The sequence below is a fragment of the Caulobacter sp. DWR2-3-1b2 genome, assembly GCF_049896345.1.
Lineage (GTDB): Bacteria > Pseudomonadota > Alphaproteobacteria > Caulobacterales > Caulobacteraceae > Caulobacter.
On the sequence record NZ_JAFCUC010000011.1, the window covers coordinates 1 to 26,641 of the forward strand.

A 26,641-nucleotide genomic window follows, 5' to 3' on the forward strand; every position below is an offset into this window, starting at 1 on the left:
AGTCCATAACCCTACCCAAACGATAATCACCTCTGCCGCGGGGTGGAGCAGCCCGGTAGCTCGTCAGGCTCATAACCTGAAGGTCACAGGTTCAAATCCTGTCCCCGCACCCAAGATCTCTTCAAAACCAAGTTTTGGTAGTGGCTCTTATGCCACCCAAAGTGGCGTTTGGGCCGCAGCGGACCCGTGTCACGCGAAAATTTATCGCCAAGACCCGCTCGCGCCCGTGGTTCTGCAGTCAAACCCCGTAGCGCGTTCCACGGTTTTGCGTCATGAGAGCAGGATGGAAGGACGCGGGTCGGCAACTGGCCCGCCCACGAAGGTTTTGAGGATAAGATGGCGAACGGTGTCGTTAAGTGGTTCAACCCGGCCAAGGGCTTCGGTTTCATCCAGCCGGAAAACGGCGGTGAAGACGTTTTCGTCCATATTGCAGCGGTTGAGCGCTCGGGCCTGGCGGGCCTGAACGAAGGCGACCAGGTCGCCTACGAAATGGAAGAGGATCGCCGTTCGGGCAAGACCTCGGCCGGCAATTTGCGCGTGACGGGCCAGGGCGCGGCGCCTTCGGCCCCGCGTCGTCCCGCGGCGCGCGGCTTTGACAGCCCGCGTGGCGGTTATGACGCGCCCCGCGGCGGCGGCGGTTACGACGCCCCGCGTGGTGGCGGCGTTGGCGTTGGCGGTGGCGGTGGCGGTGGCGGCGCCTCGGGCGAAGCCGGAACCGGTGTGGTGAAGTGGTTCAACAGCACCAAGGGCTTTGGCTTCATCCAGCCCGACAATGGCGGCGGCGACATCTTCGTGCACATTTCCGCCGTTGAACGTGCTGGTCTGCGCGGTCTGAACGAGGGCCAGCAAGTCGGTTACGAACTGGAACAGGATCGCCGCTCGGGCAAGACCTCGGCCGGCAACCTGCGCATCCTCTAAGGGCTCAGATCTCCGCCGGACGCGGAGCGTTTGGACGGTCTTTTGCCCTTGCATTTAGGCCCCGCAGGAACCCCTCCTCCGTCTCAACGACGGCGGAGGGGTTCCTGCGGGGCCTTTTTTCGCGTCCGGGGCCGGCCGGAGAGGCGGCCTAGACCAACCCCTGCTCACGCTCGGCTGCGGCCTGGTTCACCGCCAGGGCAGTCATGTTGACGATCCCGCGCGCCGTGACGCTGGGCGTCAGCACGTGCAGCGGGCGGCTCATGCCCAGCAGCACGGGGCCGACCAGTAGGCCCTCGGTCGCGGCGCTAAGCAAGGTCAGGGCGATATTGGCGGCGTCCAAGGTCGGCATGATCAGCAGATTGGCCGAACCTTTCAGCTGGCTGTCATGCACGAGGCGATCACGCAGGGCCTGGGACAGGGCGGCGTCGGCGTGCATCTCGCCGTCGACCTCAAGCTCGGGGGCCTGTGCGCGGACGATGGCCAGCGCGTCGCGCATCTTGCGGGCGGTCGGCGAGTTGCTGGCCCCAAAGCTGGAGTGCGACAACAGGGCCGCCTTCGGCGTCAAGCCAAAGCGGCGAACGGACTCGGCGGCCAGCAGCGTCATCTCGGCCACCTGTTCGGCGGTCGGATCGACATTGACATGGGTGTCGCAGAAGAACAGCGTGCCGTTGTCGATGATCAGGGCGGATAGCGCATAGATCCGGCCGACCGTCTCGCGCTTGGGAATGATCGGCAGCACATAGGTCATGTGCTGCCACCAGTCGCCGGCCCCACCCACCAGGGCGGCGTCGACATGGCCGGCCTGCAGCAGCATGGAGGCCGAAACCGTCCGGCGGTTGGTCACCCGGCGCTGGGCGGCGAGGGGCGGCACGCCGCGCCGGCTGACCAGACTCTGATAGCGATCGACCAGGGGCGCGAAGAGCTCGGTGTCGGCCGCCGGGTCGAGGATCTCGACCGCACCGTCAAAGTTCATGCGCAGGCCCATCTCGGTGGCCTTGGCGATGATGGTCTCGCGCTTGCCGATCAGCACCGGCTTGGCCAGGCCCTCGTCGAGCACGGTCTGGACGGCGCGCAGCACGCGCTCGTCCTCGCCCTCGGCATAGGCCACGCGCACCGTCTGGCCCTTGGTCGCCTTGCGAGCCCGCTCGAACAGCGGCCGCATCAGTTGGCCGGAGCGATAGACGAACAGCTCCAGCTCCTGCCGATAGGCGTCGAAGTCGGCGATCGGCCGGGTGGCGACGCCGCTGTCCATGGCAGCCCGGGCCACGGCCGGGGCGATCTGCAGGATCAGCCGGGGGTCAAACGGCTTGGGAATGATGTACTGGGCGCCGAACATCGGGGCGACGCCGCCATAGGCGCTGGCCACCACCTCGGAGGCCTCGGCCCGGGCGAGTTCGGCGATGGCCTCGACGGCCGCCACCTTCATGGCCTCGTTGATCTCGCTGGCGCCGACGTCTAGTGCGCCCCGAAAGATGAACGGGAAGCACAGGACGTTGTTGACCTGATTGGGATAGTCGCTGCGGCCGGTGGCGACGATGGCGTCGGGCCGGGCGGCCGCGACCAGCTCAGGCAGGATTTCCGGCTCGGGATTGGCCATGGCCAGGATCAGCGGATTGGGCGCCAGCAGCGGCAGCCATTCGGCCTTGAACACGCGAGGGGCCGACAGGCCCAGGAAGATGTCGGCGCCGGCCAACACTTCAGAGAGGGTGCGGGCGTCGGTCTGGCGGGCATAGCGGGCCATGTTGTCGAGCATGTCGGCGTCGCGGCCGGCATAGACCACGCCCTTGATGTCGGTCAGAGTCACGTTCTCGACCGGCAGGCCCATCGAGACCAGCAGGTCCACGCAGGCCAGGGCGGCGGCGCCGGCTCCCGAGGTCACCAGCTTGACGTCCTTGAGGGTCTTGCCCTGCACGACCAGGGCGTTGCGAACAGCGGCGGCGCAGACGATGGCGGTGCCGTGCTGGTCGTCGTGGAAGACCGGGATGTTCATCCGTTCACGCAGTTTGCGCTCGATGATGAAACATTCGGGGGCCTTGATGTCCTCCAGATTGATGCCGCCGAAGGTGGGCTCCAGGGCGGCGACCACCTCAATGAACTTGTCTGGATCCTCGGCGTCGACCTCGAGGTCGAAGACGTCGATGCCGGCGAACTTCTTGAACAGGACGGCCTTGCCTTCCATCACCGGCTTGCTGGCCAGCGGGCCGATATTGCCCAGGCCCAGCACGGCGGTGCCGTTGGAGATCACGGCTACCAGATTGCCTCGGGCGGTGTAGTCGCGCGCCAGATCGGGATTGGCGGCGATCGCCTCGCAGGGGGCGGCGACGCCGGGCGAATAGGCCAGGCCCAGGTCGCGCTGCGTGGCCATGCGCTTGGTGGCTTCGATGGCCAGTTTCCCGGGCCGTGGCAGACGGTGATAATCCAGGGCTGCTTTACGGAAGTCCTCGTCCATCGGTCGTTCCTCGGTGACTGCGCAGGCAAAGCGGCGCGGATCGTCTTGGCGCGATCCGTCACAGGTCTAGCTACCGGTGTTGGTCCGGTATTTCCAACCTTACAGGGCGTATGCTGGCGTTTTTTGGGCGTCACGACGGATCTGAAGCGATCAACCGTGGCTCAATAAGTAATAAAAGACTTATATAATGCTCAGGCGGCAGGCGTTGAGCGCCGGCGGGCGAGGCGGTTGCGACCGTCGCGTCGATGGCGGACACGGCGGGCTGGACTTGTGGGCGAGGCGGTTTCAGCATCGTTCCGTGTCCCGAAAGTCTAGACTGGCGCACCGAAACGCCGAGCAAGGAACGACGAAAGCATGAGCGGCCTGACCACCCATATCCTCGACACGGCGGCCGGCCGCCCGGCGGCGGGCGTCGTTGTACGGGTTTCCGCCCATCGCGGCGGCGCGCTCGCGCTTTTGGGCGAAACGCGGACCGACGCCGACGGTCGCGCGCGGCTGGTCGAAGGCGCGGACCTGGTGGCCGGCGGCTATCGGCTAGAATTCTCGGCGGGTGACTATTTCAAGGCCTCGGGCGCGACGGTCAGCGATCCGCCCTTCCTCGACGTGGTGATCATCGATTTCAACGTCGCCGACCCGGAGCAGCACCACCATGTGCCGCTGCTGGTCTCGCCGTTCGCCTATTCGACCTATCGGGGCAGTTGATGGACGCGGTGCGTTTCCTGCTGAACGGCGAGGTGGTCGAGGCCCGGGGCGTCGATCCCACCCGCACGCTGCTGGAGCACCTGCGCGGCGACCTGCGGCGAACCGGAACCAAGGAAGGCTGCGCCGAGGGCGACTGCGGGTCTTGCACCGTGCTGGTCGGCGAGCTTGACGGGCAGGGTGGGACCGCTTGGCGGGCGGTCAACAGCTGTATCCAGTTCGTGCCGATGCTGGACGGCAAGGCGGTGATCACCGTCGAGGGCCTTTCGGGGCAAAACGGGGCCAAGGACCAGCCGCATCCGGTGCAGGCCGCGCTGGTCGAGCATCACGGCTCGCAATGCGGGTTCTGTACGCCGGGCATCGTCATGTCGCTGTATGCCCGCGCCATCGCGGCCCAGGGGGCGGGCGCGCCGATCGAGGAGGTGCTGGCCGGCAATCTATGTCGCTGCACCGGCTATGGCGCTATCCTCGCGGCGGCCGAGGCGATCCCGTCCGAGGCCGCGCCGGACGTCGCCACGGCGCTGGCTCCATTGCAGCGCACGGCGATGCTGGGCCTGGAACACGACGACGCCATCGCGGGGTTCACCCGCCGCTGGTTCGCGCCGCGCTCGCTGGCCGAGTTGGCGGCGACCTACGCCGAGCATCCCCAAGCCGTAATCGTGGCGGGGGCCACCGACATCGGTTTGTGGGTGACCAAGCTGCGCAGGCCCCTGGCCGTTCTGATCGATATCGGCCGAGTGGCGGAGCTGAAGACCCTGACGCGCGAGGGGAGAAGCCTGCGCATCGGGGCGGGCGTGCGCTATGTCGAGGCGCTGGAGGCGCTCAGCGTGCTCTATCCAGACCTGGGCGCCGTGATGCGGCGGCTGGGTTCGACCCAGGTGCGCAACAGCGGCACGATCGGCGGCAATATCGCCAACGGCTCGCCGATCGGCGACATGCCGCCGGCCCTGATCGCGGCCGGGGCCCAGTTGGTGCTACGCCAGGGCGAGACCCAGCGCACCCTGCCACTGGAAGACTTCTTCATCACTTACGGAAAACAGGACCGGCGGGCCGGCGAGTTCGTCGAGGCGGTGCTCGTGCCGCCGCCGCCGCCGGGCGCGCTGTTCAAGGTGTTCAAGCTGTCCAAGCGCTTCGACCAGGACATCTCGGCGGTGTGCGGGGCATTCAACATAAAGGTCGAGAACGAGATCGTTCTTGGCGCCCGTATCGCCTTTGGTGGCATGGCCGGTACGCCAGGGCGAGCCAGCGCCTGCGAGGCGGCCTTGGTGGGCCAGGCCTGGAACGCCGCGACGATCGACGCCGCCGTCGCCGCCTTGGCCGAGGACTTCACGCCTCTGACCGACGTCCGCGCCTCGGCGGCCTATCGCGCCCTGGCGGCGGGCAACATGCTGCGCAAGGTCTTCATAGAGTCCGACCGGCCCGGCGTAGCTACCCGTGTGCCGCTGGCCGCCACCCATGGCTGACTCCAGCGCCACGGTCATCGAGCCCGTCGTCTTTCAGGGCGTTCACGCCTCGCTGCCCCACGACAGCGCCCTGCGCCATGTCAATGGCGCGGCGATCTATGTCGATGACATTCCCGAACCGGCCGGCATGCTCCACGTCCATCTGGGCATGAGCGCCAAGGCCCATGCGCGGATCGTGTCGATGGATCTTGACGCCGCCCGCGCGAGCCCTGGCGTCGTCGTCGTGCTGACCGCCGCCGACATCCCTGGCGAGAACGACGTCAGCCCGGTGATCCACGACGACAAGCTGTTCGCCGACAGCGAGGTGGTCTGCGTCGGCCAGAGCCTGTTCGCCGTGGCCGCCACCTCGATCGCCGCAGCCCGCGCCGCCTCCGCCAAGGCCGTGGTGGTCTATGAGGATTTGCCGGCCGCCATCACCATCGCCCAGGCCCGCGACCTCGATCTGAAGATCGAGAAATCCCAACGCATGGCGCGCGGCGACGCTGCCGCCGCCTTGGCCACATCCCCCCGGCGTCTGCAAGGCAAGTTCGCGATCGGCGGCCAGGATCACTTCTACCTCGAGGGCCAGGTCGCCTTGGCCACGCCGGGCGAGGGCGGCGACGTCCATGTCTGGTCGTCCACCCAGCATCCCAGTGAGGTGCAGCACCTGGTCGCCCGCGTGCTCGACGTGCCCCACACCTCGGTGACCATCGAGGTTCGCCGGATGGGTGGCGGGTTCGGCGGCAAGGAGACCCAGGCCTCGCTGTTCGCGGCTGCGGCCGCCCTGGTGGCGGTCAAGACCGGTCGCGCCGCCAAGGCCCGCCCCGACCGCGACGAGGACATGGTCATGACCGGCAAGCGGCATGACTTCGAGATCGCCTATGACGTCGGCTTCGACGACGAAGGACGGCTGACGGGCCTGTCGCTTGAACTGGCGTCGCGCTGCGGTTCGACCACCGACCTGTCGATGGCCATCAACGACCGGGCGATGTTCCACGCCGACAACTGCTACTTCTTGCCGGCCGTCGAGATCGTCTCGCATCGCTTCAAGACCCACACGGTGTCAAATACCGCCTTTCGGGGGTTCGGCGGTCCGCAGGGCATGGCGGCGATCGAGCGGGTGATGGACGCCGTCGCCCAGGCCACGGGGCTGGACCCGCTGCTGGTGCGCCAGCGCAATCTCTATGGCGAGGGGCGCGATCTGACGCCCTATCACCAGGTGGTAGAGGACAATGTCGCACCGCAACTGCTCTCCGAGCTGGCGAGGTCCTGCGACTACGAGGCCCGCCAGGCCGCGATCGAGGTGTTCAATGCGGGCAGCCCGGTGCTGAAGAAGGGGCTGGCCCTGACGCCGGTGAAGTTCGGCATCTCATTCACCACCACCCATCTGAACCAGGCCGGGGCGCTGATCCACCTCTATGCCGACGGCTCGATCCTGCTGAATCACGGCGGCACGGAGATGGGGCAGGGCCTGTTCGTCAAGGTGGCCCAGATCGTGGCGGAGGCCTTCAAGGTCGATATCGGCCATGTGAAGGTGACCTCGACGGTCACCGACAAGGTGCCCAACACCTCGGCCACCGCCGCCTCTTCGGGCACGGACCTCAACGGCATGGCGGCGCTCAATGCGGCCAACACGATCAAGGCGCGCCTGGTTGAGTTCGCCGCCGGGAAGTGGGGCTGCGACGAAACCGAGGTCGTGTTCACGCCCGTGGGCCTGCGGGCCGGCGCCGAGCTGATCCCGTTCGACGTACTTTGCCGCCAGGCGCATCTGGGCCGGGTGTCGCTGTCGGCCACCGGCTTCTACGCCACGCCGAAGATCCACTATGACCGCGCCACCCACACCGGCCGGCCGTTCTATTATTTCGCCTATGGCGCAGCCTGCAGCGAGGTGCTGATCGACACCCTGACCGGCGAGATGAAGGTCACCCGCGCCGACATCCTGCACGACGCCGGCCGCTCGCTGAACCCGGCCATCGACCTGGGCCAGATCGAGGGCGGCTTCATCCAGGGCATGGGCTGGCTGACCACCGAGGAACTGGTGTTCTCGGACGACGGCCGCCTGCTGACCCATGCGCCGTCGACCTACAAGATCCCGACCTGCGGTGATCGCCCTGCGGTGCTGAACGTGGCGCTATGGGAGGCGGGTCGCAATGTCGAGGAGACGGTGCACCGCTCCAAGGCCGTGGGCGAGCCGCCGCTGATGTTGGCCCTCTCCGTGCTGAGCGCGGTGAGCCGGGCGGTGGCGTCGGTGGCGGATCACAAGGTGTTCCCCGACTTGGACGCGCCCGCCACGCCAGAGCGGATCCTGATGGCGGTCGAGGATGTGAAGCGGCGGGCCGCGTCATGCTGACCCTCTCCCGGAGGGACAGGGAGGGGCCCGCGCTCGAAGAGCGTGGGAGGGTGAGGGGTTACACCCTCACCGATTTCACACCCGCGCCCTGCCGGCACGCCGTCAGACGTCGTAACCCCTCACCCTCCCACGCTTCGCGCGGACCCCTCCCTCTCCCTTTGGGAGAGGGTCAATGAGCAATTGGGCTCGCCAATCCCTCGCCCGCCTCGACCTCGGCGAGCCCGTCGCCCTGGTCACCATCCTGGCCACCGAGGGCTCGGCACCGCGCGACGCCGGGACCAAGATGGTGGTCTGGGCGGGCGGCCAGGCCGGCACCATCGGCGGCGGCAATCTGGAGCACCAGGTCGCCGACCAGGCGCGACGGATGCTGCTGAGCCCGGTGCACTTCGCCTTACAGGATTACCCCCTTGGTCCGCTTCTGGCCCAGTGCTGCGGCGGCCGCGTGCGCCTGCTGATCGAGCGTCTCGACAACACCGCCGTCGACTGGCTGACCGACGCGGCGCGCCGGCTGGACGCCGACCAGCCCTTTGAGGTTCGCACCCGCTTCAACTCCGGCGCCCTCGCCAAGACCGTCGCGCCCGTCACCGCCTCGAGCCGCGTAGGCGCGGCGATCACCCTGGCGGGCCAGCCGGCGACGGCGCGAGGCGCGCGGCCGACCCTGGGTGACGTGCTGGTCGAGCCTCAGGACCTGCCGCGCCCCCCGGTGTTGCTGTTTGGCGCCGGCCATGTCGGCCAGGCGGTCGCCCGGGCGCTGGAGCCGCTGCCGTTCCGCCTGTCCTGGTACGACACCCGCCCCGAGACGGCCGGCATCTCCGGCGTGACGGTCGGGACGGTGGCCCAGCTGGCCGCCGCCACCCTGGGCGCGGGCCGCGACGGCTACATCCTGATCATGACCCACGACCACAGTCTGGACTACGCCTTGACCTCGGCCGCCTTGGCCGGTGGGGCGTTCGGCTATCTGGGCCTGATCGGCTCGGACACCAAGCGGGCGCGGTTCCTCAGCCGGCTGCGCAAGGACGGTTTTGACGACGCGTCGGTGGCCCGCATGACCTGCCCGATCGGCCTGCCGCATCTGAAGAACAAGGCGCCCGAAGTCATCGCCGTCTCGGTGGTCGCCGATCTGCTGATGCGGCTCGAGGCCGCCCGCCGCGAACGCACAAGGGATATGCAGCTTGCAAGCCTATAGGGCGTCGATCTTCCAGCTGGAAGACGACCCGACCACCACGGACGGAGAGGCGCACGCCTTCCACGAGGACGGCCTGCTGCTGGTCGAGGACGGCCGCGTGGTGGCCTGCGGCGACTACGCCAAGCTGGCCGACGAGCTGGGCGACACGCCGGTTGAAGACTTGACCGGCAAGCTGATCGTCCCAGGCTTCGTCGACACCCATATCCATTTCCCGCAGGTCGACGTGATCGCCGCCCATGGCGAGCAACTGCTTGACTGGCTGGAACGCCACACCTTCCCCGCCGAGGCCGCCTTCGCCGATCCCGTCCATGCCGAGGAGACCGCCGAGTTCTTCCTCGAGGAACTGCTGCGCAACGGCACGACCAGCGCCCTGGTCTTTGGCTCGGTGCACAAGGGCTCGGTCGAGGCGCTGTTCGCCGCGGCCCTGAAGCGCGGCATGCGGATCATCGCCGGCAAGGCGCTGATGGACCGCAATGCCCCGCCCGGCCTGACCGACACGGTCGAGAGCAGCCGGCGCGACATGCAGGACCTGATCGCCAATTGGCATGGCAAGGGCCGGCTGGGCTACGCCGTGACCCCGCGCTTCGCCATCAGCTGCAGTGATGCGCAACTGGCCATGGCCGGCCAAGTACTGGCCGAGCACCCGACGGTCTGGATGCAGACCCATCTGTCGGAAAATATCCGCGAGATCGTCGATACCGCGAAACTCTTCCCCGAGGCCAAGGACTATCTCGACGTCTACGACCGCTTCGGCCTGATCGGCGGACGCTCGGTCTTCGCCCACTGCGTCCATCTGCAGGGCGAGGCGTTTCAGCGGCTGGCGGCCGCAGGGTCGTCGGTGGCCTTCTGCCCGACCTCCAACCTGTTCCTGGGCTCGGGCCTGTTTCCCCTGGCCACCGCCTGCGCCCATGGGGTGAAGGTCGGGATCGGAACAGACGTGGGGGCGGGCACGACCTTCTCGATCCTCCGCACCCTGGGCGAGGCCTACAAGGTGGGCCAGCTGCGCGGCGAGGCGTTGGACCCGTTCCACGCCTTGTACCTGGCGACCCTGGGCGGCGCGCGGGCCCTGGGGCTGGAGAGCGAGATCGGCAGCCTGGAGCCCGGCAAGATGGCTGACTTCCTGGTGCTGGACCTGGCGGCGACGCCGCTGCTGGCGCGGCGGATGCCGGCGGCGAAGTCGCTGGAGGAAAGGTTGTTCGCGCTGACGGTGCTGGGGGACGATAGGGTTGTGGAGCGGACCTATGTGGCGGGGGTGGAGCGGCATCGGCGCTAATTCCTCCCCCTGTGGGGGAGGTGTCGGCGCAGCCGACGGAGGGGGGCGTGATAGGCCGCCAAACCTGTGATCAACAGCCCTAAAACTCCCCCCACCGATCGCTGCGCGATCGCCTGCCCCACAGGGGGAGGCTTGGGTGAGCGTCAGGCCCTCATCGTTTCCGCATACAACCTCAGCAGCCCTTCGGCCCTCACTCCCACCGTGATCGCCTGGATCGGCTGGTCGTCCCAAGCCGACGGCCCAAACAGCTCCCCCTCCACCTTCTGCAAGGTCTGCCCCAGCGCGATCCCGTCGGTGATCACCCGGATAGACCCGCGGCGAACCTCGAACATCGACGGATCGATCACGAACGCCACTGCGGCGGCGTCATGCACGCAGCACCCGATGATCCCGTCGCGGCCGCCATAGAACGCCGCATAGGGCTTTGAAATGGCGTGGAGGAACGCGCCTGCCGGACCGGCGGACGCTTCCAGACCCTCCATGAAGCTGGGGGTCATCACCACCTGGCTGGTGACGTCCAGGCTGACGGCGGTGACGAACCAAGGGGCGGTGAACACCAGGTCGGCCGCCTCGGGATCGTTCCAGATATTGGCCTCGGCCACCGGCGTGACATTGCCCGGCTTGCCGGCCACGGCGAAGGCGCCGCCCATGATCACCACGGCCTTCAGCAAGGTCGCGACCTCCGGGTCGGCCCGCAGGGCCAGGGCGAGATTGGTCAGCGGACCGACCGCGACCAGCGTGATCTGGCCGGGATGCTCGCGGGCCAGGTCGATGATCGCCTGATAGGCCGGCTTGGCCTCGGGCTCGGCAGGAACCAGGCCCGTCAACTCCACGTCGCCCAAGCCGTTCTCGCCGTGCACGAAGGTGGGCGAGGGATTGCGCGGCCGGATCAGCGGCTTGTCCGCGCCCTTGTAGACCGGCGCCTTCAAGCCGAAGCGGTCCTTCAGATACAGCGCGTTGCGGGTGGTGGTGTCGATGTCGGCGTTGCCGAACACCGTGGTCACCGCCAGCAGGTCGAGCGCCGGGCTGGCCTCGATGAACAGCAGGGCCATGGCGTCGTCGATGCCGGGATCGGTGTCGAAGATAATCTTGGTCGTCATTCGAAGGACTTAACTCATCGCGGGACAAGGGGGAGACCCCTCAAACGAACCATGCTCCCGGCGCGAACCGGGAGCATGGCGGACGATGGCAATCCTTCGTATGCCGCCCGGCGCTGAGCCGAGCGGCGGTCTTCAGATTACCGCTTGGCGCTGATCGAGATGCCGACGATCCGAGGCTCGTTGACGAAACCGGTCAGGTTGTTGAAGTCGATGCCGCCGCGCAGGTTCGCCTCGTTGGTGATGTTGCGGGCGAAGGCGGCGATCTCGTAGGCGCCGTCGGCCTTGGCGTAGCCGAGCTTCAGGCCGCCTTCGAAGGCGCCCTTCGAGTTGAACTCCTTGCTCTCATACAGGAACAGGTTGGTGTAGCCCTGCTTGAACCAGTCGGTGTAGGCGAACAGTTCGCCGTCGCCGATCGGATAGCTGTAGCGGGCCGTGAAGTTCAGCACGTATTCCGGGGCGTTCGGGAACGGGTTGCCATCGACCTTGGCGCCGCCCGTCACCAGAGGATCGGTCACGCTGCACTGGGCGCAGGTGGCGACGATGAGGTTCTTGTCGGCGATCTTGGTGTGGTTGTAGCTGTAGCCGGCGGTGACCAGCAGGTTCTCGGTGACCGCGAACTCGCCGTCGAATTCGACCCCGTAGGCCTTACCCTTGTTGGCGTTGATCAGACGGTTTGAATTCGAGCCGCCGCCCACCGCGCTGAATTGCGGATCGTTGATCGTGTAGTTGAACACGGCGCCGTTGAAACGAAGGCGGCGATCCATCAGTTCGCTCTTGAAGCCCGCTTCATACGACTGGATGGTCTCCGATTGCGCCACCGACGAGCCGCTGCCGAAGGCGATGTCCCGGCCCTGGATCGACGGGCCGCGGAAGCCGCGGGCGACGCGCGCATAGAGGCTGACGTCGTCCTGCAGGGCATAGAACGCCGACAGGTCCCAGCTGACCTTCTCGTCCGAGACCGAGACCGGTGCTGGCTTGCCGAACGGCGTGAAGATCACCGCCATGTCCTTGTCGTCGCTGGTGTAGCGCAGGCCGCCAGTGACCTTCAGGGCGTCGGATACCTGATAGGTGCCTTGACCGAACACCGCCCAGGACGTGTTCTTGTGTTCCAGGGTCGAGGGCGGGACGAAGCCCGGGTCGCTGGTAACCAGGAACTTGGACTTGAAGTAGTAACCCCCAACCTGCCAGGTCATCGGGCCGTCATTGTCGGAGGCCAGGCGGATTTCCTGGGTGTACTGGTCCAGGTCGTCGATGCTGTCTTGCGAGGCGGAGTCGAACGGGATGAAGCCCGGACCGACGCCGGCCACGCCGCCGTCGATGTCGCCGCGGCTTCGGCCGTTGGTGGTCTCGTAGGCGCTGATCGACGTCAGGGTGAGGCCGCCCAGATCGTAGTCGATCTTCAAGGACTCGCCGTTGCCGTCGTACTTCTGCGGATTGTTGTCGCCGCCGTTGTAGAAGACCTTGTCGCGGTCGAAGTTGCCGTTGAGCTTGTTGCTGCCCTTGGTCAGGATGTTGGCGCGGAAGATCGCGGCCGTGCCGTCCAGCGAGCGGTTGTGGGCGTTCAGCAGGACGCTGAGGTTCTCGGTCGGGGTCCACAGCAATTGGCCGCGGATGGCGTATTCGTCATAGCCGCCCAAGACGTTGTCGATGTGGGTGAAGGTGTTGTCGATATAGTCGTCTCGGTGCTGGCCCAGCACCGAGATGCGGCCGGCCAGCTTGCCTTCGACCAGCGGGCCGCCGACGCCGCCTTCAGCGGTCCACGAGCCGTACGAACCGTAGGTGACGGCGCCGTTGGCCTTGAAGGTCTGGCTCGGCTTGACGCTGTCGAACTTGACGATCCCGGCGGTGGTGTTGCGGCCAAACAGCGTGCCTTGCGGGCCGCGCAGCACTTCAACCTGATCGACGTCGAAAATCGGCGTGCTCTTCAGCACGACGTTTTCCATGACCACGTCGTCCATGATCACCGAAACCGGCTGCGAGGCGGCCAGATCGAAGTCGGCGTTGCCGAGGCCTCGAATGTAGAAGCGCGGCGCGGCGCGGCCGTTCGAGGATTCGATGTAGAGGCCGGGCACGCGGCTCGACAGCGCCAGCACGTCCTCGCCGGCGGCGAACACGGCGGCGAGCTTCTCGCCCGAGACAGCCGCAACCGAGACCGGCACGTCCTGGATGTTTTCCGAACGCTTCTGGGCGGTGACGATCACGTCGCTCAGAGCGGTGGGCGCTTCCTGGGCGAAGGCGGGGGCGGCGAGGCCGGCGGCGACGACCAGGGCGGCTATGGCGCCGCTACGGCGCAGATGGTGACGAGTGGTCATGTGAAGATCCCCTTCATGCGCCGCGGGGCCGACGCTTGAGGGGTGCAATGCACAATGGCGGAGACGAATCCAAAGCTTTGATGACGCAAAAGCCGCGGATTGATGAAGTTTTGCCACCAGATGTCACTATTTGACCACGGGGCGACAAGGGCGCCCAAAAGCAGATCACAAGTCAGAGCTTTATTACTTATCGTCATGGGGCGGACGATCTGGCGCTTACGGGGAAAGGCGTTGATCAACGCCTTCCTGCAGAAGCGACACATGGGCCGAGACAATTTTCCAACCGTTTTCGGTGCGAATCCAGGTCTGGCTCTGTCGGCCGGGATGTTTCGCCCCCTCGCGAAGGAATTCGACGTTGGCGATCGCGAAATCTCGCCCAAACGTGGTGATTTCGGTCCGCAGGCGCGACCGCTGCGGCGAACCGCCGGACCGACCGATTCGGAAGGCCGCGATCTGCGCGAAGCCATAGAGGTTCTCGGCCACGCCATAGCGAACCGTCTCGGGTGTGTCGCGGAAGAAGCCGTCCAGCGCCTCGACGTCGTTGGTCATCAGCGCGACCTCATAGGCGTCGACGGCGGCGGTGACCTCGGCCAGCACGGGCGGGTCGTTGATGATCATCAGAAGCCTCCCCAAACCGAGCCTGGCGGCCGGTGGGCGGCGACGACGCCGGCCTGCTCCAGGTGCAAAGCCGCCGCCAGGGCCAGGTCCTCGCGCCAGGCCGGGGCGATGATCTGCACGCCGATCGGCAGCTTGCCGGGGCGATTGAGCGGCACGGTCACCACGGGCAGGCCGATATAGCTGATCGGCTGAGTATAGGCGCCGAGGTGCTTGCGGACGGAAACCTGTTGGCCGTCCATCTCCATGGTCGTCTGGCCGACGCCAGGCGCGGGACAGACCGAGGCCGGGGCCAGCAGGATGTCGAAGTCCTCGAACACCTTGGCGACCGCGTCGCGGAAGATCGGGCGATAGCGGCGGGCGGCCTCGGCCACGCCGTCCGGCAGCAGGGCGCCGGCCAGCAGGCGGTCGCGGACGGCGGGGTCGTAGTCCATCGGCCGGGTCTTCAGGTCGTCCAGCTGCAGATGGCTGGCCTCGGCAGGGGTCAGGCAGAAGGCGGCGGCGCGGGCGATCTCGGCGCCGGGCAGTTCGACGCCGCGCCTTGCTTGCAGGGCGTCGGCGACGATCTCCAGCGCTTCCAACACCTCGGGAAAGGCCCCCTGCGCGAACCAGCCGCCCAGCACGCCGACGCGGAGAGGACCGTCGGCGCCTTCTTGCAAGCGGGGAGCTTGCAGGCGAGGGGCGGCTGGTTCGGCGGGCCGACGGCAGAGCGGGTCGAGAGGATCGGGGCCCTGCATCAGGTCGTAGGCTAGGGCCAGATCCTCCACCGACCGCGCGAACGGCCCGATGTGGTCGAGGCTCTCGACAAAGGGAAAGGCGCCCTGGCGCGACAGGCGGCCCAACGTAGGCTTGAGGCCAAACACCCCGCACAGGCTGGCGGGGATGCGGATCGAACCGTTGGTGTCCGAGCCCAGGCTGAGGGGCACGAGGCCTCCGGCCACCGCAGCGGCCGACCCGCCCGACGAGCCGCCGGCGATGCGGGTCAGGTCGTGCGGGTTGCGGGTTGGCCCGTCATGGGCGTTCTCGGTGACGAAGCCATAGGCGAACTCGTCCATGTTCAGCGCCCCGACCAGCACCGCCCCGGCGGCCGTGAGGCGTTGGATGGCAGTGGCGTCGCGGGTGGCGGGCGCGGCCTCGCGGCGGATCTTCGAGCCGGCGATCGTGGTCACACCTTCGACGTCGAACAGGTTCTTCACCGCAAACGGCACGCCGGCCAGCGGACCGACGGGGCGTCCAGCGGCAAGGTCGGCGTCGAGGGCGTCAGCCTGGGCCAGGGCGCGGCTTTCGAACACGGCGGTGAAGGCGTTGAGGTCGCTGTTGCGCGCGGCGATCGCGGCGAATGCGGCCTCGGTTTCCGCCCGGGCGGTGGTCGTCCCGCTCCGCACGTCGGCGGCGATGGTGGTGGCGGAGCGGAAGCTCATGGCTCGAAGGCCTTGGCGGCGCCAGGCGCATCGACAGGCAGCGCGGCGATGAAGGTCTCGGCCTGACGCCGCAGCAGGGTCAGGTTGTCGATCACCCCGGCGCGCGCGGCGGGCGGCAGCGGTAGGCCCAGCGCCTCGGCGCGGGCGTCGGCATAGGCCGCGACTGCATCGTCGGAAAGGTCGAGAAACGTTGCGAGCGCCGGATCGGCCGCCATGTCGGGCGAGCTCCACAAGTAAGAAATTTCTTCATAACCGGGATATTCGGCCACCGCTAGAGCGCGCGGGCCCGGGATAGGGAGGAGCCCAGCGGCGGGTCAGGTCGGTCGTCCTGGCGCCCGCGTGTTGGGCGCCAGGCGCCGGGATAGGCTTGGGCGACGGTCGCGGCTAGGGTCGGTTCGCCGGGCGGGGGTCCTCTGCCGGCTTTTAGTAGAAGGCTTATCTCATGCGCCATCACCTGGCTTCGTCCCCCGAGACCGTCCGGTTCGGGATCTTCGACGCCGCCTTCGATCCGGTTCTGACCGTCGATTCAGGCGACACGGTGACGTTCGAGTGTGTGTCGGGCGGCCCCGAGGTGATGCCACCGGCCGAGCTGGGGCTATCGATCCCCGCCACCCTGCAGGCCATCCACGACGCCAAGCTGGAGCGCCTGGGGCCGCACATCTTGACCGGTCCGGTGGCGATCCGGGGGGCGGAGCCCGGCGACACGCTGGAGGTGCGGATCGACGCGATCGAACCCAACAATAGCTGGGGTTACTGCGCCGTACGCCCGTTGGCGGGGACCTTGCCGGAGGATTTCCCTGACCGCTATGTCAGTTACATCGCCGTCGACGGCGCGGCCGGGACCTGCAAGCCCAGCTGGGGCCCGACATTGCCGCTGAGGCCGTTCTTCGGCACGGCCGGCGTCGCCCCGCCACCCAGCTATGGCCGGATCTCCAGCCGCGAGCCGCGCGCCCACGGCGGCAACATGGACTGCAAGGAGCTGACGGCCGGCGCGACCCTGTTCCTACCGGTCTGGGTCGCCGGCGCCAACTTCTCGGTCGGCGACGGTCATGGCCGCCAGGGCGACGGCGAGGTCTGCGTCAACGCGCTGGAGATGGGGCTGACGGGGACCTTCACCTTCTTGCTGCACAAAGCTGGCGAGGTGGGCGTGGCGACGTGGCCGAGGGCGGAGACGCCGACCCATTTCATCACCCTGGGCTTTAACGAGGACCTGGATCTGGCGATGAAACAGGCCTTGCGGGGGATGATCGACTTCATCGTGTCACGGTCGGCGTTGACCCGGGTTCAGGCCTATCAGTTCTGCTCGCTGGCCGTGGACTTTCGCGTGACCCAGACGGTCAACGGCGAGAAGGGCGTGCATGGGATGTTGGAGAAGGGGGTGTTGTTCTGAAGTCCTCCCCCTGTGGGTCAGGTGTCGGCGAAGCCGACGGAGGGGGGAGTGTTCGAAAGGTGGCTTCAGCGACGATCGCCGACCCTAAAACGCCCCCCACCGATCGCTGCGCGATCGCCTCCCCCATAGGGGGAGGACCTATTTCCCCTTCGTCAGGTACCCTTCCAGCAAATCCAGCGCATGGACCAGCCGCTCGCGTCGCCACTCGGCCTTGCTCATGTCGGTGTCCAAGGTCACCGACAGAGAATAGCCGTTCGCCAGGTGGAAGCGGCTCATCGCCGCGATGGTCACATAGATCTGCACCCAGTCGAGGCCCTCCCGAAATACGCCCTGCTTTTGGCCGCTGTCGATCAAGCGCTCGATGGTCCGGCGCAAAGGGAAGGCCGTCTCGGTGACCTTGCGCGATTGCGAGACGAACTTGCCCTGCATCAGGTTTTCGTTGCGCAGCAGGCCGTCGATGCGCGGGTTCTTCTCGAAATAGTCGAAGGTGAAGCGCTGCAGGGCGAAGACGCCCTCCAGCGGCTGGTCGAAGTCGATCTTCAGCTCGGACTCGCGGCCCCGCAGATCCTCGTAAGCGGCCTCCAGCACCGCCAGGTACAGGCCCTTCTTGTCGCCGAAATAGTGGTAGAGCATGCGGATATTGCACTTGGCGGCCTTGACGATCCGCTCGATGCGCGCGCCGGCATAGCCCGCCGCCGCGAACTCCTTGAGGGCCGCCGTCAGGATCGCCTTGCGGGTTCGTTGGGCGTTGCGCCTGCGCGGCGCCGGCGCGGCGTCGTCCGTCACGGAGGCGGAGGGCGTCTCTACCCGGGTCGTCACTGCGTTTTGGCCCCCGCCTTGATCCAGGCGCCCAGCTGGGCGCGTTCCTCATCGGTGATGTGAGTCTCGTCGCCAAGCGGCATGCTCTTGCTGTCGACCGCCATCTGCTGGATGCGCGGTGCGTAGCGCGCCATGCCGGCCGGCGTATCGAAAGCCGCGCCATTTGGCGGCGCGGTGAAGCCCCGGTGGGTCGGGACGGCGGCGTGACAGGTCACGCAGTGCTTCTCGACGATGGCCTGGGCGACGGGGAACGGCACGTCCGACATCATCGCGGTGGCCTTGGGCCTGACGCTAGCGATCAGGCTGACGCTGAAGATCAGCATGGCCCCGAGGAACAGGTAGTCGGGCTTGATGATCCCGTGATGGCGCAGGACGAAGAAGTAGCGGATCGACACGCCGCCAGCGCTGATCAGCGCCAGCAACAGCCAGGCCAGGTGGTGGCCCGTCACTGCTGAATAGTGGTTGCTGATCATGATGAAGATGACTGGCAGGGTCATGTGGGTGTTGTGCATCGAGCGCTGCTTGCCCATCGCCCCCAGGCGCGGATCGACGGGCCGCCCGGCCAGCATGTCGGCGACGATCTTGCGCTGGTTGGGAATGATGATCAGGAAGACGTTGCCGACCATGCAGGTGCCGATGATCGCGCCGACGTGGATGAAGGCGCCGCGATCGCTGAACAGGTGGGTCAGGGCGTAGGCCGCGCCGGTCAGGGCCAGGAACCAGACCACGCCGAACGTCCGGGGCCGCTGGCCCAGCGGTGAGCGGCACAGCACCTCGTAGACCAAGAGCCCGCCGAAGATGAAGGCCAGGCCCGTGGCGATCGCGCCGGACTGGCTGAAGGCGTGCTTGCTGGCGTCGATCAGATAGACCGGCGCGCCAACATAATAGAGCACGATCAGCAGGGCGAAGCCGCTTAGCCAGGTGGTGTAGGCCTCCCATTTGAACCAGTGCAGGTGACCTGGCATATGGTCTGGGGCCGTCATGTACTTCTGCGAGTGATAGAAGCCGCCGCCGTGCACGGCCCACAGCTCGCCCTTGACGCCGTCCTTTTCGGGCACGGGCGGGCGCAGGTTGTTGTCCAGCCAGACGAAGTAGAACGAGGCCCCGATCCAGGCGACGCCGGCGATCACGTGCAGCCAGCGCAGCGACAGGTTCAGCCAGGTGGCGACGTCGTAGTCCATCTAGCCCGTCACCGCGTCTTGCAGCCGAAGCTTGGAGATCAGGCCGATCTGGGCGATGGCCTCGGCGATCTCGGCGGCCTTTTCGTTGTCAAGTCGCGCCTGCATGGCGGCCAGGATCGAGGTCTTGTCGTTCAGCCGCACGGCGATGATGAACGGAAAGCCGAAGCGCTCGCCATAGGCGGCGTTGAGGGCGTGGAAGCGCTCGAACTCCTCCGGCGTCAGGCGGTCGAGCCCGGCGCCGGCCTGCTCTACCAGGCTCTCGGCGGTCAGGGTCTTGGCGATCGCCGCCTTGCCGGCCAGTTCGGGGTGGGCGCGGATCAGGGCCAGACGCTCGGCCTCGGGCGCGGCCTCCAGCACGGCCATCGTGGCGGCGTGCAAGGCCTCGATGCTGGTGAATGGCGCGGCGTCATAGGCCCGCTGCACCACCCACGGCGACAGCTCGAAGGCGAAGCCCAGGGTCGTGGCGAAACCGGTGCGGTTCATCCGGTTCAGATCGGCCAGGGTCAGGGGCGGGGCGCTCATACGGTCTTGCCCTTGTAGGGATGCGTCTTGATCCAATGGTTGGCGATCTCGATGCGACGGGCCACCCAGACCCTCTCGTGCTGGGCCACGTGCTCGAGGAACCGGCGCAGGGCCATGATCCGGCCGGGCTTGCCGACGATGCGGCAGTGCAGGCCGATGCTCATCATTTTCGGGGCCGTCTCGCCCTCCAGATAGAGGGCGTCGAAGCTGTCGCGCAGATAGGCGAAGAACTGGTCGCCGCTGTTGAAGCCCTGGGGGGCGGCGAAGCGCATGTCGTTGGCGTCCAGCGTATAGGGCACGATGAGCTGCGGCTTGCCGTGCTGGTCGTCCCAATAGGGCAGGTCGTCGGCGTAGGAGTCGGCGTCATAGCTAAAACCTCCTTCTTCAACGATCAGCCGGGCGGTGTTGGGGCTGGTGCGGCCCTGGTACCAGCCCAGCGGGCGTTCCCCCGTCAGCCTTTTGTGAATCTCGATGGCTTTGGCGATGTGCTCGCGTTCCAGGTCCTCGGGAAAGTGCTGGTAGTCGATCCAGCGATAGCCGTGGCTGGCGATCTCCCAGCCATAGTTCTGCATCGCCGCCACCACGTCGGGATTGCGCTCCAGGGCCTGGGCCACGGCGAAGACGGTGATCGGGAACCCGAACTCCTCGAACAATCGCCGAACACGCCAGAAGCCGGCGCGCGAGCCATATTCGTAGAGGCTTTCCATCGCCATGTGCCGCATGTCGGGGATCGGCTGGGCGCCGATCATCTCCGAAAGGAAGTGCTCGGCCTGGGGGTCGCCATGCAGGATCGAGCGCTCGGCGCCTTCCTCGTAGTTGAGGACGAACTGCACGGCGATCCGGGCGCCGTTGGGCCACTGGGCGTGGGGCGGGTGCTCGCCGTGGCCGATGAGGTCGCGAGGGTAGGTCATGCCACTCCCCCCACCGGCCCTTCGGGCCGCCTCCCCCATGGGGGGAGGACCTTCTCAAGTGCTCCCCCTGTGGGGGAGCTGTCGCGAAGCGACTGAGGGGGGAGGATCATGCGTAAACCCCCAATGCCGCATCCACCCCGGCCCCGGCCACAAACCCGAACCCCTCGCCCCGCAGCACCGCTTCCAGCGCCGCCAGGGTCGTCAGCACAGCGTACTTCCGCGCATTGACCCCCATCGCCCCGATCCGCCAGATCTTGCCCGTCAGCGGCCCAAACGCCGTGCCGATCTCGATCTCGAAGTCGGTGCGCATCCGGGCCCGCACCCGGTCGCCATCGACCCCCGCCGGGATCCGGACGCCGGTGACATTGGTCATCTTGTGGGCCTTGTCGCCGTAGACGGTGAGCCCCAGCGCCTCGACCCCGGCGACCACGGCCGCGCCCGCCTGGGCGTGGCGGGCGAAGCGGGCTTCCAGCCCTTCCTCAAGCGCCACGCGGGCGCATTCGCGGGCCGCATACAGCATCGAGGCGGCCTCGGTGTGGTGGTTCAGGCGCTTGTCGGACCAGTAGTCCATGATCATCGCCAGGTCGAAATAGTTGGAGGCGATGCGGCGGCCGTTACCGCTGACCGCGCCCGCCGTGGCGATCCCGGCCTCGACGTGGCGACGGCTGAAGATATGCTCGGCGGCGCGGTCGGAGATGGTGATCGGGGCCGAGCCGGAGGGGCCGCCCAGGCACTTCTGCAGGCCGGCCGTGACGATGTCTGCGTGCCAGGCGTCGACCGGAACGCTCATGCCGGCCAGGGTCGCTGTGGCGTCGACATAGAGCAGGGCGTCGTAGCGCCGACAGATTTCGCCGATGGCTTCCAGGGGCTGGGCCATGGTGGTGGAGGTGTCGCCGTGCACGCAGGCCACCAGGCGCGGACGCACGCGCTTGACGGCGTCCTCCACTGCCTGTGGATCGACCACCGCGCCCCACTCGCCCTCGACCGTCGTGACCTTGGCGTCGCAGCGCTGCGCGATCTCCGACAGCAGCAGGCCAAAGCGGCCGGCATTGACGATCACCACGTCGTCGCCCGGCGCCAGCACCGAGACCAGGGCCGCCTCGATGGCCGCGCGCGACGTGCCGTCGATCAGGAAGGTCTGGCGGTTGGTCGTCTGGAAGACCTGGCGGTACAGCGCCATTGTCTCGTTCATGTAGGTTGTGAATTCCGGGTCGAACTGCCCGAGCAGTTGCACCGACATGGCCCGCAGCACGCGGGGATGCACGTTGATCGGGCCGGGACCCATCAGCAGGCGGGGCGGGTGGTCGAGTTCGCCGAAGGTGTTCATGTCATTGCTCAAAGCTTGTCATCCCGGACAACCCCGGCGAAAGCCGGGGGCAGATCCGGGACCGCCGGAAGCGCGGCGCTCAGGCGTCGGTCCCGGATCATCGCGCTGCGCGCTCGTCCGGGATGACAGGGAAAATTGGGTCGCCAGGCGTTCCACGAACCCCAACATCGCTTGCGCCGCCAAGGCGCAGTCAGCCTCGGTGACGGCCTCGCGCGGGTTGTGGCTGATCCCGCCTTCGCAGCGGATGAACAGCATGGCGGTGGGGCAAAGGTCTGTCATCACCATGGCGTCATGGCCCGCCCCGCTGGGCAGGCGGCGCGGCGGCTGGCCCGTCGCGGCGACGGCGTCTTCAAGCAGGGCCGTCAAGCCAGCGTCGCAAGGGCTGGCGGCCAGGTCCTGCATCAGGGTGACCGACACTTCCAGCCCGCGCCGCGCGGCGATGGCGTTGATCTCGGCGGTGACGGCTGTCGCGGCCGCGTCGCGCGTCGCGGTGAGCTCGGCCCGGATATCCATGGAATATTCCACCGCGCCGGGAATGACGTTGAAGGCGCCGGGCAGGGCGGTGATCCGACCCACGGTGCCGACCAGGCCATCTCGCCCTCCCGCGCAAATCCGCTCCAGCGCCAGGATCGCCTCGGCGGCGGCGGGGCCGGGGTCCTTGCGCAGGCTCATCGGCGTGGTGCCGGCGTGACCCGCCATGCCCGTGAACCTCACCATCAACCGCTTCTGAGCGGCGATGGCGGTAACAACGCCCAGGGCCAGGCCCTCGGCCTCCAGCACCGGGCCCTGCTCGATATGGGCCTCCAGAAAGGCGAACACCTCGCCGGGCCGGCGCGCGGCCTCTTCCAGACGCGTGGGGTCCAGGCTGAAGGCCGCGAAGGCCTCGGCCAGGCTGACACCCTCGCCGTCGGTCATCTCCATGATGCTGGGATCGACGGTTCCGGCCACGGCGCGGCTGCAGGTCATCGAGGCGGGAAAGCGCGAGCCCTCTTCGTCGCCAAACGCGATGACCTCGACGGCGAAGGGCAGGCGGCGGCCGGCGACGCTCAAGGCCTCGACCAGGTCGACGCCCAGCATCACGCCCAGCGCCCCGTCATAGCGTCCGCCGTTGCGGACGCTATCGATGTGAGAGCCGATCAGCAGGGCCGGGGCATTTGGGGTCTCGCCCTCATAGCGACCGATTAGATTGCCGGCGGTGTCGCGACGGGCGCTCATGCCCGCCTCGTCCATCCAGAAGGCCAGGGTCTTCAGGGCTTCGTCATGGGCGGGGGTCAGGAATCGGCGAACGAGCATGTTTTCGGCTTCGCTGAAGGGCGCGACGCCCATCAGGTCGCAGCGAGCCTTGGCCCTCACGCCGATCTGCCAGCCCTCGGACAAGCGGTCTTTCCCCAAACCCTCCGTCATGTCATCGTTCTAGCAGCCTGGACCCGGCTTCCTCATTGAGAAGTTCGTCCTGGCCGGCGATCCATGACGGATGCATCGCCACGCGCCAGTCCCGGTGACCGGCGCCCAGCGATAAGTCATAAACCACTTACTTAGCGAGCGACAGGCCTTGCTGGCATAGGGCTCGGCGCGCAAATCCTCCCCCTGTGGGGCAGGTGTCGGCGAAGCCGAGGGAGGGGGGAGTGATGCGCCCTAACCGCGCGCCCGATCGACGCCCCTAAAACTGCCCCCACCGATCGCTGCGCGATCACCTCCCCCACAGGGGGAGGACCTAGGTTGCTAAGCCCGAACGAACTTGCCCGCAGCGCGGACCGACCCGGTCGGAGCCCCCGACGGCGAGCCGCCCAGCGGTTCGTCGGTGACGGCCAGGGTGGCGGTATAGACCCCCCCGGCCTTCAGCCCGGCGGGAACCGCGATGCGCTTGGCGGCGCCGGTTGGGATAACGCCCAGCGAGATCGGCGCGGCGCCCTCGGGGATGATCCACAGCTCGGCGTCGCGGCCGGTCGGCATGGTCAGGCTGACCGGGGTCAGCACAAGCTGCTGTGTCGCGTGGTCCAGGGTGGCGACCAGGCGCGGGGCCTTGGTGGTCGGGTCGCCGATCACCGCCACCTCGGCGGCCTGGACCACGACCGGCGCTGGCGCGACCACTGGCGGCGCGGGCTTGGGCAGGGCGACGATGACCAGGCAGGCGGCCGCCAGGGCCGCCGCCCCGGCCGACACGCCGCGCCACACGGCGACATTGTTCCAGGCGCTGGGCCGGGCGACGTCGCCGACCAGGTTGGAAATCCGCGGCCACAGCCCGACCGAAGGCTGCACGGGAGCGATCTCGGCCGCCAGCGGGACGAGGTGGTTTTCCCACCACTGCACGGCGCGGGCGAAGGCGGGTTCGGCGGTGACGCGGCGCTCGGCCTCTGCGCGCTCGACGGCGTCCAGCACGCCCAGCACGTATTCGCCGGCGAAGGGGCGTTCGCCCTCGGTGACGGGGGTTTCGATGTCGGTCATGCTTCGAGACACGCGCGAAGGTTGATCAGGGCGCGCCGGATCCAGCTTTTCATGGTGCCCAGCGGCACGCCCACGGCCTGGGCCAGGGCGTCATAGGTCAAGCCCTCGAAGAAGGCCGTGCGCACCACGCTGGCGTGCTTGGGGTCAAGGGCGTCGATGCAGCCATTTAGCCGCGCCTTGTCCTCGTCGGCCTCGATCAGGGTCGAGGCCAGGGGGGCGGTGTCGGGCAAGGCCTCGGCCTCGTCGACGCCGGCCATGACCCGGCCGCCTCGGGCGCGAAGCCGGTCGATGGCCCGGTTGCGAGCCATGGTCACCAGCCAGGTGATCGGGCTGGCGCGCTCCGGATCGAAGCGGTCGGCCTTGTTCCATACCGTCAGATAAACATCCTGGAGCACGTCTTCCGCCTCCTCGCGGTCGTTCAAGATACGGAGGACGACGCCGAACAGTTTCGCGGATGTATGTCGGTAGACGTATTTGAGCGCGTCATTGTCGCGATTGGCGATCCGCGCAATGGCGCGCGAAAGCAAGGCCCGGCTGGTTTCTACGTCCATTAATCGGTTGCCCCTCGGACTCGCGTGCGACCGACGGTCGCACGGCCTTAGTGGCGAAGCAATCTCAGCGCGTATGCCGCGCGACGAGATAGCCGGCGCTGGCGGCGGCGGTGGTCACGAAGGTCCCCCAGGCCAGATCGACACCGGTCACGAAACTGGACCAGCCCTTCAGCGTCGCCTGATTGGTCAGGTCGTAGGTGGCGTAGGCGGCAAAACCGAAGATCGCCGCGCTGGTCAGAAGTTGGCTCCAGCTTCCGCTCTTGGCGGCGGGGATGATGGCCAGCAGCAGGATCGCGGCGATGTAGATCAGATAGAAGGCCGCCGCTGGCCCCAGGGCCACCTTGTCGGCCATCAGGTGGCCGATGTGGGGCTTGTACACGCGGCCAACGCTGAAGGTCAGGAAGGCCATGTCCAGCACCAGGAAGGTGGCGGCGGCGGCCAGATAGCTCAGGGCGTAGCGGATCATGCTCTAACCTCTCGAGACGGGCCGCAAGCGATAGTGACTGACGCCCCATTCCTCGCCGCCATGATAGCCAAACAGTCCGGCGGTGGCCATGAAGAATAGCCGCCAGCGCCGCCGCCAGACCGTGGCGTCGGAACCGTAGACCTCTTCCAGCACCGGATCGATCTCGGCGCGATGGGCGTCGAAATTTTCCAGCCACTGCCGGGCGGTTCGGGCGTAGTGGGACCCGTTCCAGCGCCAGTTCATGTCCACGGTGAACAGGTCGGGGAACTGGCGGATCAGGTCGTGGCTGGGCATCACTCCGCCGGTGAAGAAATATTGCGCGATCCAGTCGGACGGGTCATCGACGTCGAACCTGTAAGGCGTGGCCTTGTGCGAAAAGACGTGCAGGAACAGCAGTCCGTCCGGCCGCAACCAGCGGTTCACCTTGGCCAGCAGGGCGCGCCAGTTGGACATGTGCTCAAACATCTCCACCGAGACCACGCGGTCGAAGCGCTGGTCGGTCTTGAAGACGTTCATGTCGGCGGTGACGATCGTCAGATTGGTCAAACCGCGATCGCGGGCCCGGGCTTCGATGAAGGCGCGTTGCGAGGCCGAGTTCGACACCGAGGTGATGCGCGAGCCCGGAAACCGCTCGGCCATCCACAGCGACAGCGAACCCCAGCCGCAGCCCAGCTCCAGCACGTCCTGGCCATCGCGCAGGTCAGCGTGCTCCTCGGTCTCACGCAAGGCGGCGGTTTCGCCCTCGGCCAGGGTCTTGGCGCCAGGGGGATAGAGACCGCTGGAATATTTCAGATTGGGGCCGAGTACGCACTCGAAGAATGCGGCGGGCAGCTCGTAATGCTGGGCGTTGGCCTCGTCGGTGTTCACGGCGATCGGCCAATCGCGCATCTCGCGGGCGAAGGCCTCGTCGAAGTCGGGATCTGCGCCAGTTAGCCGCCGCCGGGCGCCGCCGACCAGCATGTTGATCGCGGCGCGCGCCACGACGTCCGGGATAGGCGCGTCCTCGAAGGCGTGGATCGCCGCCTTGACCAGGCCCATGCGCACGCTTGGCCGCGCGGGGCCCGCTGCTATCGGAGCCTGTTTCGGGGCGCGATCACGGTCGCTCGCCTCCGCGGCCCGTTCCAAGGGCGACGTCGTCGTCATCACTTCTACTCCCCGTCCGACGGCCCGCACGCGCGAATCGCCTAGACGTATGCAGGTACGGGCGCGGGAGCGCGTTGGATGCGGCGACGAATTCGCGCGTCCAAACCTTCAGTGACACCGT

Annotated in this window: 23 protein-coding genes, 1 tRNA gene and 1 pseudogene; 9 read left to right on the forward strand and 16 right to left on the reverse strand. The window is 67.4% G+C overall.

Annotated features, from left to right (window positions below; genetic code table 11):
- The first annotated feature begins 36 nt into the window (after window positions 1-36).
- The 3 genes and pseudogenes from ACP694_RS19440 to ACP694_RS19450 all read left to right on the forward strand — a co-directional run bounded on the left by ACP694_RS19440 (window position 37) and on the right by ACP694_RS19450 (window position 918).
- A tRNA-Met gene (locus ACP694_RS19440) sits at window positions 37-113 on the forward strand.
- 223 nt (window positions 114-336) lie between these two features.
- Window positions 337-540, forward strand: a pseudogene (locus ACP694_RS19445) (cold-shock protein); the annotation flags it as partial.
- Between the two features lie 180 nt (window positions 541-720).
- A complete protein-coding gene (locus ACP694_RS19450) occupies window positions 721-918 on the forward strand; it encodes a cold-shock protein (RefSeq protein ID WP_026171987.1) in 198 nt (65 codons plus the stop codon).
- A gap of 148 nt (window positions 919-1,066) precedes the next feature.
- Here ACP694_RS19450 and ACP694_RS19455 read toward each other — a convergent pair whose 3' ends face one another.
- Window positions 1,067-3,367: an NADP-dependent malic enzyme gene (locus ACP694_RS19455; RefSeq protein ID WP_426015231.1), complete on the reverse strand. Its 2,301-nt coding sequence runs from the start codon at window positions 3,365-3,367 to the stop codon at window positions 1,067-1,069.
- Window positions 3,368-3,721: 354 nt separating this feature from the next.
- On the opposite strand from ACP694_RS19455, the gene uraH reads away from it, so the two are divergent.
- The 5 genes from uraH (at window position 3,722) to guaD (ending at window position 10,317) form a co-directional block, all read left to right on the forward strand.
- Window positions 3,722-4,069 carry a hydroxyisourate hydrolase gene (gene uraH, locus ACP694_RS19460; protein ID WP_426015233.1) on the forward strand — a complete coding sequence of 116 codons (348 nt, stop codon included), beginning with the start codon at window positions 3,722-3,724 and terminating at the stop codon, window positions 4,067-4,069.
- The gene (xdhA, locus tag ACP694_RS19465; protein WP_426015235.1) at window positions 4,066-5,529 is read left to right on the forward strand and encodes a xanthine dehydrogenase small subunit; all 1,464 of its coding nucleotides are present in this window, start codon (window positions 4,066-4,068) and stop codon (window positions 5,527-5,529) included. Before uraH ends, xdhA begins: the two co-directional genes overlap by 4 nt.
- Window positions 5,522-7,858 carry a xanthine dehydrogenase molybdopterin binding subunit gene (xdhB, locus tag ACP694_RS19470; protein ID WP_426015236.1) on the forward strand — a complete coding sequence of 779 codons (2,337 nt, stop codon included), beginning with the start codon at window positions 5,522-5,524 and terminating at the stop codon, window positions 7,856-7,858. The genes xdhA and xdhB overlap by 8 nt, the downstream gene beginning before the upstream one ends.
- Window positions 7,859-8,030: 172 nt before the next feature.
- A complete protein-coding gene (xdhC, locus tag ACP694_RS19475; protein WP_426015237.1) occupies window positions 8,031-9,044 on the forward strand; it encodes a xanthine dehydrogenase accessory protein XdhC in 1,014 nt (337 codons plus the stop codon).
- Window positions 9,031-10,317, forward strand: coding sequence for a guanine deaminase (guaD, locus tag ACP694_RS19480; RefSeq protein WP_426015239.1), 1,287 nt, complete (start codon window positions 9,031-9,033; stop codon window positions 10,315-10,317). The genes xdhC and guaD overlap by 14 nt, the downstream gene beginning before the upstream one ends.
- A gap of 143 nt (window positions 10,318-10,460) precedes the next feature.
- Here the strand turns inward: guaD and ACP694_RS19485 are convergent, their stop codons facing one another.
- The 5 genes from ACP694_RS19485 to ACP694_RS19505 all read right to left on the reverse strand — a co-directional run bounded on the left by ACP694_RS19485 (window position 10,461) and on the right by ACP694_RS19505 (window position 15,980).
- The gene (locus tag ACP694_RS19485; RefSeq protein WP_426015242.1) at window positions 10,461-11,417 is read right to left on the reverse strand and encodes a nucleoside hydrolase; all 957 of its coding nucleotides are present in this window, start codon (window positions 11,415-11,417) and stop codon (window positions 10,461-10,463) included.
- Window positions 11,418-11,554: 137 nt separating this feature from the next.
- Window positions 11,555-13,729: a TonB-dependent receptor gene (locus tag ACP694_RS19490; RefSeq protein ID WP_426015243.1), complete on the reverse strand. Its 2,175-nt coding sequence runs from the start codon at window positions 13,727-13,729 to the stop codon at window positions 11,555-11,557.
- Window positions 13,730-13,945: 216 nt separating this feature from the next.
- Window positions 13,946-14,347 carry an oxalurate catabolism protein HpxZ gene (hpxZ, locus tag ACP694_RS19495; RefSeq protein WP_426015245.1) on the reverse strand — a complete coding sequence of 134 codons (402 nt, stop codon included), beginning with the start codon at window positions 14,345-14,347 and terminating at the stop codon, window positions 13,946-13,948.
- A complete protein-coding gene (locus tag ACP694_RS19500; RefSeq protein WP_426015247.1) occupies window positions 14,347-15,765 on the reverse strand; it encodes an AtzE family amidohydrolase in 1,419 nt (472 codons plus the stop codon). The genes hpxZ and ACP694_RS19500 overlap by 1 nt, the downstream gene beginning before the upstream one ends.
- The gene (locus ACP694_RS19505) at window positions 15,762-15,980 is read right to left on the reverse strand and encodes an AtzG-like protein (protein WP_426015249.1); all 219 of its coding nucleotides are present in this window, start codon (window positions 15,978-15,980) and stop codon (window positions 15,762-15,764) included. Before ACP694_RS19505 ends, ACP694_RS19500 begins: the two co-directional genes overlap by 4 nt.
- Before the next feature lie 227 nt (window positions 15,981-16,207).
- Here ACP694_RS19505 and ACP694_RS19510 point away from each other — a divergent pair, with 227 nt between their 5' ends.
- Complete coding sequence (locus ACP694_RS19510) at window positions 16,208-17,155, forward strand: acetamidase/formamidase family protein (protein ID WP_426015251.1); 948 nt, start codon at window positions 16,208-16,210, stop codon at window positions 17,153-17,155.
- 138 nt (window positions 17,156-17,293) lie between these two features.
- Here the strand turns inward: ACP694_RS19510 and ACP694_RS19515 are convergent, their stop codons facing one another.
- The 10 genes from ACP694_RS19515 to ACP694_RS19560 all read right to left on the reverse strand — a co-directional run bounded on the left by ACP694_RS19515 (window position 17,294) and on the right by ACP694_RS19560 (window position 26,415).
- Window positions 17,294-17,974 carry a TetR/AcrR family transcriptional regulator gene (locus ACP694_RS19515; protein WP_426015253.1) on the reverse strand — a complete coding sequence of 227 codons (681 nt, stop codon included), beginning with the start codon at window positions 17,972-17,974 and terminating at the stop codon, window positions 17,294-17,296.
- Window positions 17,971-19,155, reverse strand: a complete 1,185-nt coding sequence (locus tag ACP694_RS19520; RefSeq protein WP_426015254.1) for a urate hydroxylase PuuD — start codon at window positions 19,153-19,155, stop codon at window positions 17,971-17,973. The genes ACP694_RS19515 and ACP694_RS19520 overlap by 4 nt, the downstream gene beginning before the upstream one ends.
- Entirely contained in the window at window positions 19,156-19,677 is a 522-nt protein-coding gene (gene uraD, locus ACP694_RS19525) for a 2-oxo-4-hydroxy-4-carboxy-5-ureidoimidazoline decarboxylase (protein ID WP_426015255.1), read from the reverse strand. It lies immediately after the preceding gene.
- Window positions 19,674-20,588 (reverse strand): allantoinase PuuE, encoded by a 915-nt coding sequence (gene puuE / locus ACP694_RS19530; RefSeq protein ID WP_426015256.1) that lies wholly within the window; start codon window positions 20,586-20,588, stop codon window positions 19,674-19,676. The genes uraD and puuE overlap by 4 nt, the downstream gene beginning before the upstream one ends.
- A gap of 106 nt (window positions 20,589-20,694) precedes the next feature.
- A complete protein-coding gene (locus tag ACP694_RS19535) occupies window positions 20,695-21,915 on the reverse strand; it encodes a pyridoxal-phosphate-dependent aminotransferase family protein (RefSeq protein WP_426015259.1) in 1,221 nt (406 codons plus the stop codon).
- Between the two features lie 18 nt (window positions 21,916-21,933).
- Window positions 21,934-23,292: an allantoate amidohydrolase gene (locus ACP694_RS19540; RefSeq protein ID WP_426015261.1), complete on the reverse strand. Its 1,359-nt coding sequence runs from the start codon at window positions 23,290-23,292 to the stop codon at window positions 21,934-21,936.
- Between the two features lie 345 nt (window positions 23,293-23,637).
- The gene (locus tag ACP694_RS19545; protein ID WP_426015262.1) at window positions 23,638-24,360 is read right to left on the reverse strand and encodes an anti-sigma factor; all 723 of its coding nucleotides are present in this window, start codon (window positions 24,358-24,360) and stop codon (window positions 23,638-23,640) included.
- Complete coding sequence (locus ACP694_RS19550; protein ID WP_426015264.1) at window positions 24,357-24,911, reverse strand: sigma-70 family RNA polymerase sigma factor; 555 nt, start codon at window positions 24,909-24,911, stop codon at window positions 24,357-24,359. The genes ACP694_RS19545 and ACP694_RS19550 overlap by 4 nt, the downstream gene beginning before the upstream one ends.
- A 64-nt stretch (window positions 24,912-24,975) precedes the next feature.
- Window positions 24,976-25,377, reverse strand: a complete 402-nt coding sequence (locus ACP694_RS19555) for a DUF2177 family protein (RefSeq protein ID WP_426015266.1) — start codon at window positions 25,375-25,377, stop codon at window positions 24,976-24,978.
- A 3-nt stretch (window positions 25,378-25,380) separates the two neighbouring features.
- Complete coding sequence (locus tag ACP694_RS19560) at window positions 25,381-26,415, reverse strand: SAM-dependent methyltransferase (protein WP_426015267.1); 1,035 nt, start codon at window positions 26,413-26,415, stop codon at window positions 25,381-25,383.
- Between the last annotated feature and the right edge of the window lie 226 nt (window positions 26,416-26,641).

What these genes read in the sequence shown, in the direction of transcription:
- ACP694_RS19485 (WP_426015242.1), bottom strand. Translation starts at nt 11,417, where the DNA reads ATGACGACCAAGATTATCTTCGACACCGATCCCGGCATCGACGACGCC.
- ACP694_RS19535 (WP_426015259.1), bottom strand. Translation starts at nt 21,915, where the DNA reads ATGAACACCTTCGGCGAACTCGACCACCCGCCCCGCCTGCTGATGGGT.
- ACP694_RS19500 (WP_426015247.1), bottom strand. Translation starts at nt 15,765, where the DNA reads ATGAGCTTCCGCTCCGCCACCACCATCGCCGCCGACGTGCGGAGCGGG.
- ACP694_RS19550 (WP_426015264.1), bottom strand. Translation starts at nt 24,911, where the DNA reads ATGGACGTAGAAACCAGCCGGGCCTTGCTTTCGCGCGCCATTGCGCGG.
- ACP694_RS19560 (WP_426015267.1), bottom strand. Translation starts at nt 26,415, where the DNA reads ATGGGCCTGGTCAAGGCGGCGATCCACGCCTTCGAGGACGCGCCTATC.
- xdhC (WP_426015237.1), top strand. Translation starts at nt 8,031, where the DNA reads ATGAGCAATTGGGCTCGCCAATCCCTCGCCCGCCTCGACCTCGGCGAG.
- xdhB (WP_426015236.1), top strand. Translation starts at nt 5,522, where the DNA reads ATGGCTGACTCCAGCGCCACGGTCATCGAGCCCGTCGTCTTTCAGGGC.
- puuE (WP_426015256.1), bottom strand. Translation starts at nt 20,588, where the DNA reads ATGACCTACCCTCGCGACCTCATCGGCCACGGCGAGCACCCGCCCCAC.
- uraD (WP_426015255.1), bottom strand. Translation starts at nt 19,677, where the DNA reads ATGAGCGCCCCGCCCCTGACCCTGGCCGATCTGAACCGGATGAACCGC.
- ACP694_RS19555 (WP_426015266.1), bottom strand. Translation starts at nt 25,377, where the DNA reads ATGATCCGCTACGCCCTGAGCTATCTGGCCGCCGCCGCCACCTTCCTG.
- hpxZ (WP_426015245.1), bottom strand. Translation starts at nt 14,347, where the DNA reads ATGATCATCAACGACCCGCCCGTGCTGGCCGAGGTCACCGCCGCCGTC.
- uraH (WP_426015233.1), top strand. Translation starts at nt 3,722, where the DNA reads ATGAGCGGCCTGACCACCCATATCCTCGACACGGCGGCCGGCCGCCCG.
- ACP694_RS19520 (WP_426015254.1), bottom strand. Translation starts at nt 19,155, where the DNA reads ATGGACTACGACGTCGCCACCTGGCTGAACCTGTCGCTGCGCTGGCTG.
- ACP694_RS19490 (WP_426015243.1), bottom strand. Translation starts at nt 13,729, where the DNA reads ATGACCACTCGTCACCATCTGCGCCGTAGCGGCGCCATAGCCGCCCTG.
- ACP694_RS19455 (WP_426015231.1), bottom strand. Translation starts at nt 3,367, where the DNA reads ATGGACGAGGACTTCCGTAAAGCAGCCCTGGATTATCACCGTCTGCCA.
- ACP694_RS19510 (WP_426015251.1), top strand. Translation starts at nt 16,208, where the DNA reads ATGCGCCATCACCTGGCTTCGTCCCCCGAGACCGTCCGGTTCGGGATC.
- ACP694_RS19505 (WP_426015249.1), bottom strand. Translation starts at nt 15,980, where the DNA reads ATGGCGGCCGATCCGGCGCTCGCAACGTTTCTCGACCTTTCCGACGAT.
- ACP694_RS19545 (WP_426015262.1), bottom strand. Translation starts at nt 24,360, where the DNA reads ATGACCGACATCGAAACCCCCGTCACCGAGGGCGAACGCCCCTTCGCC.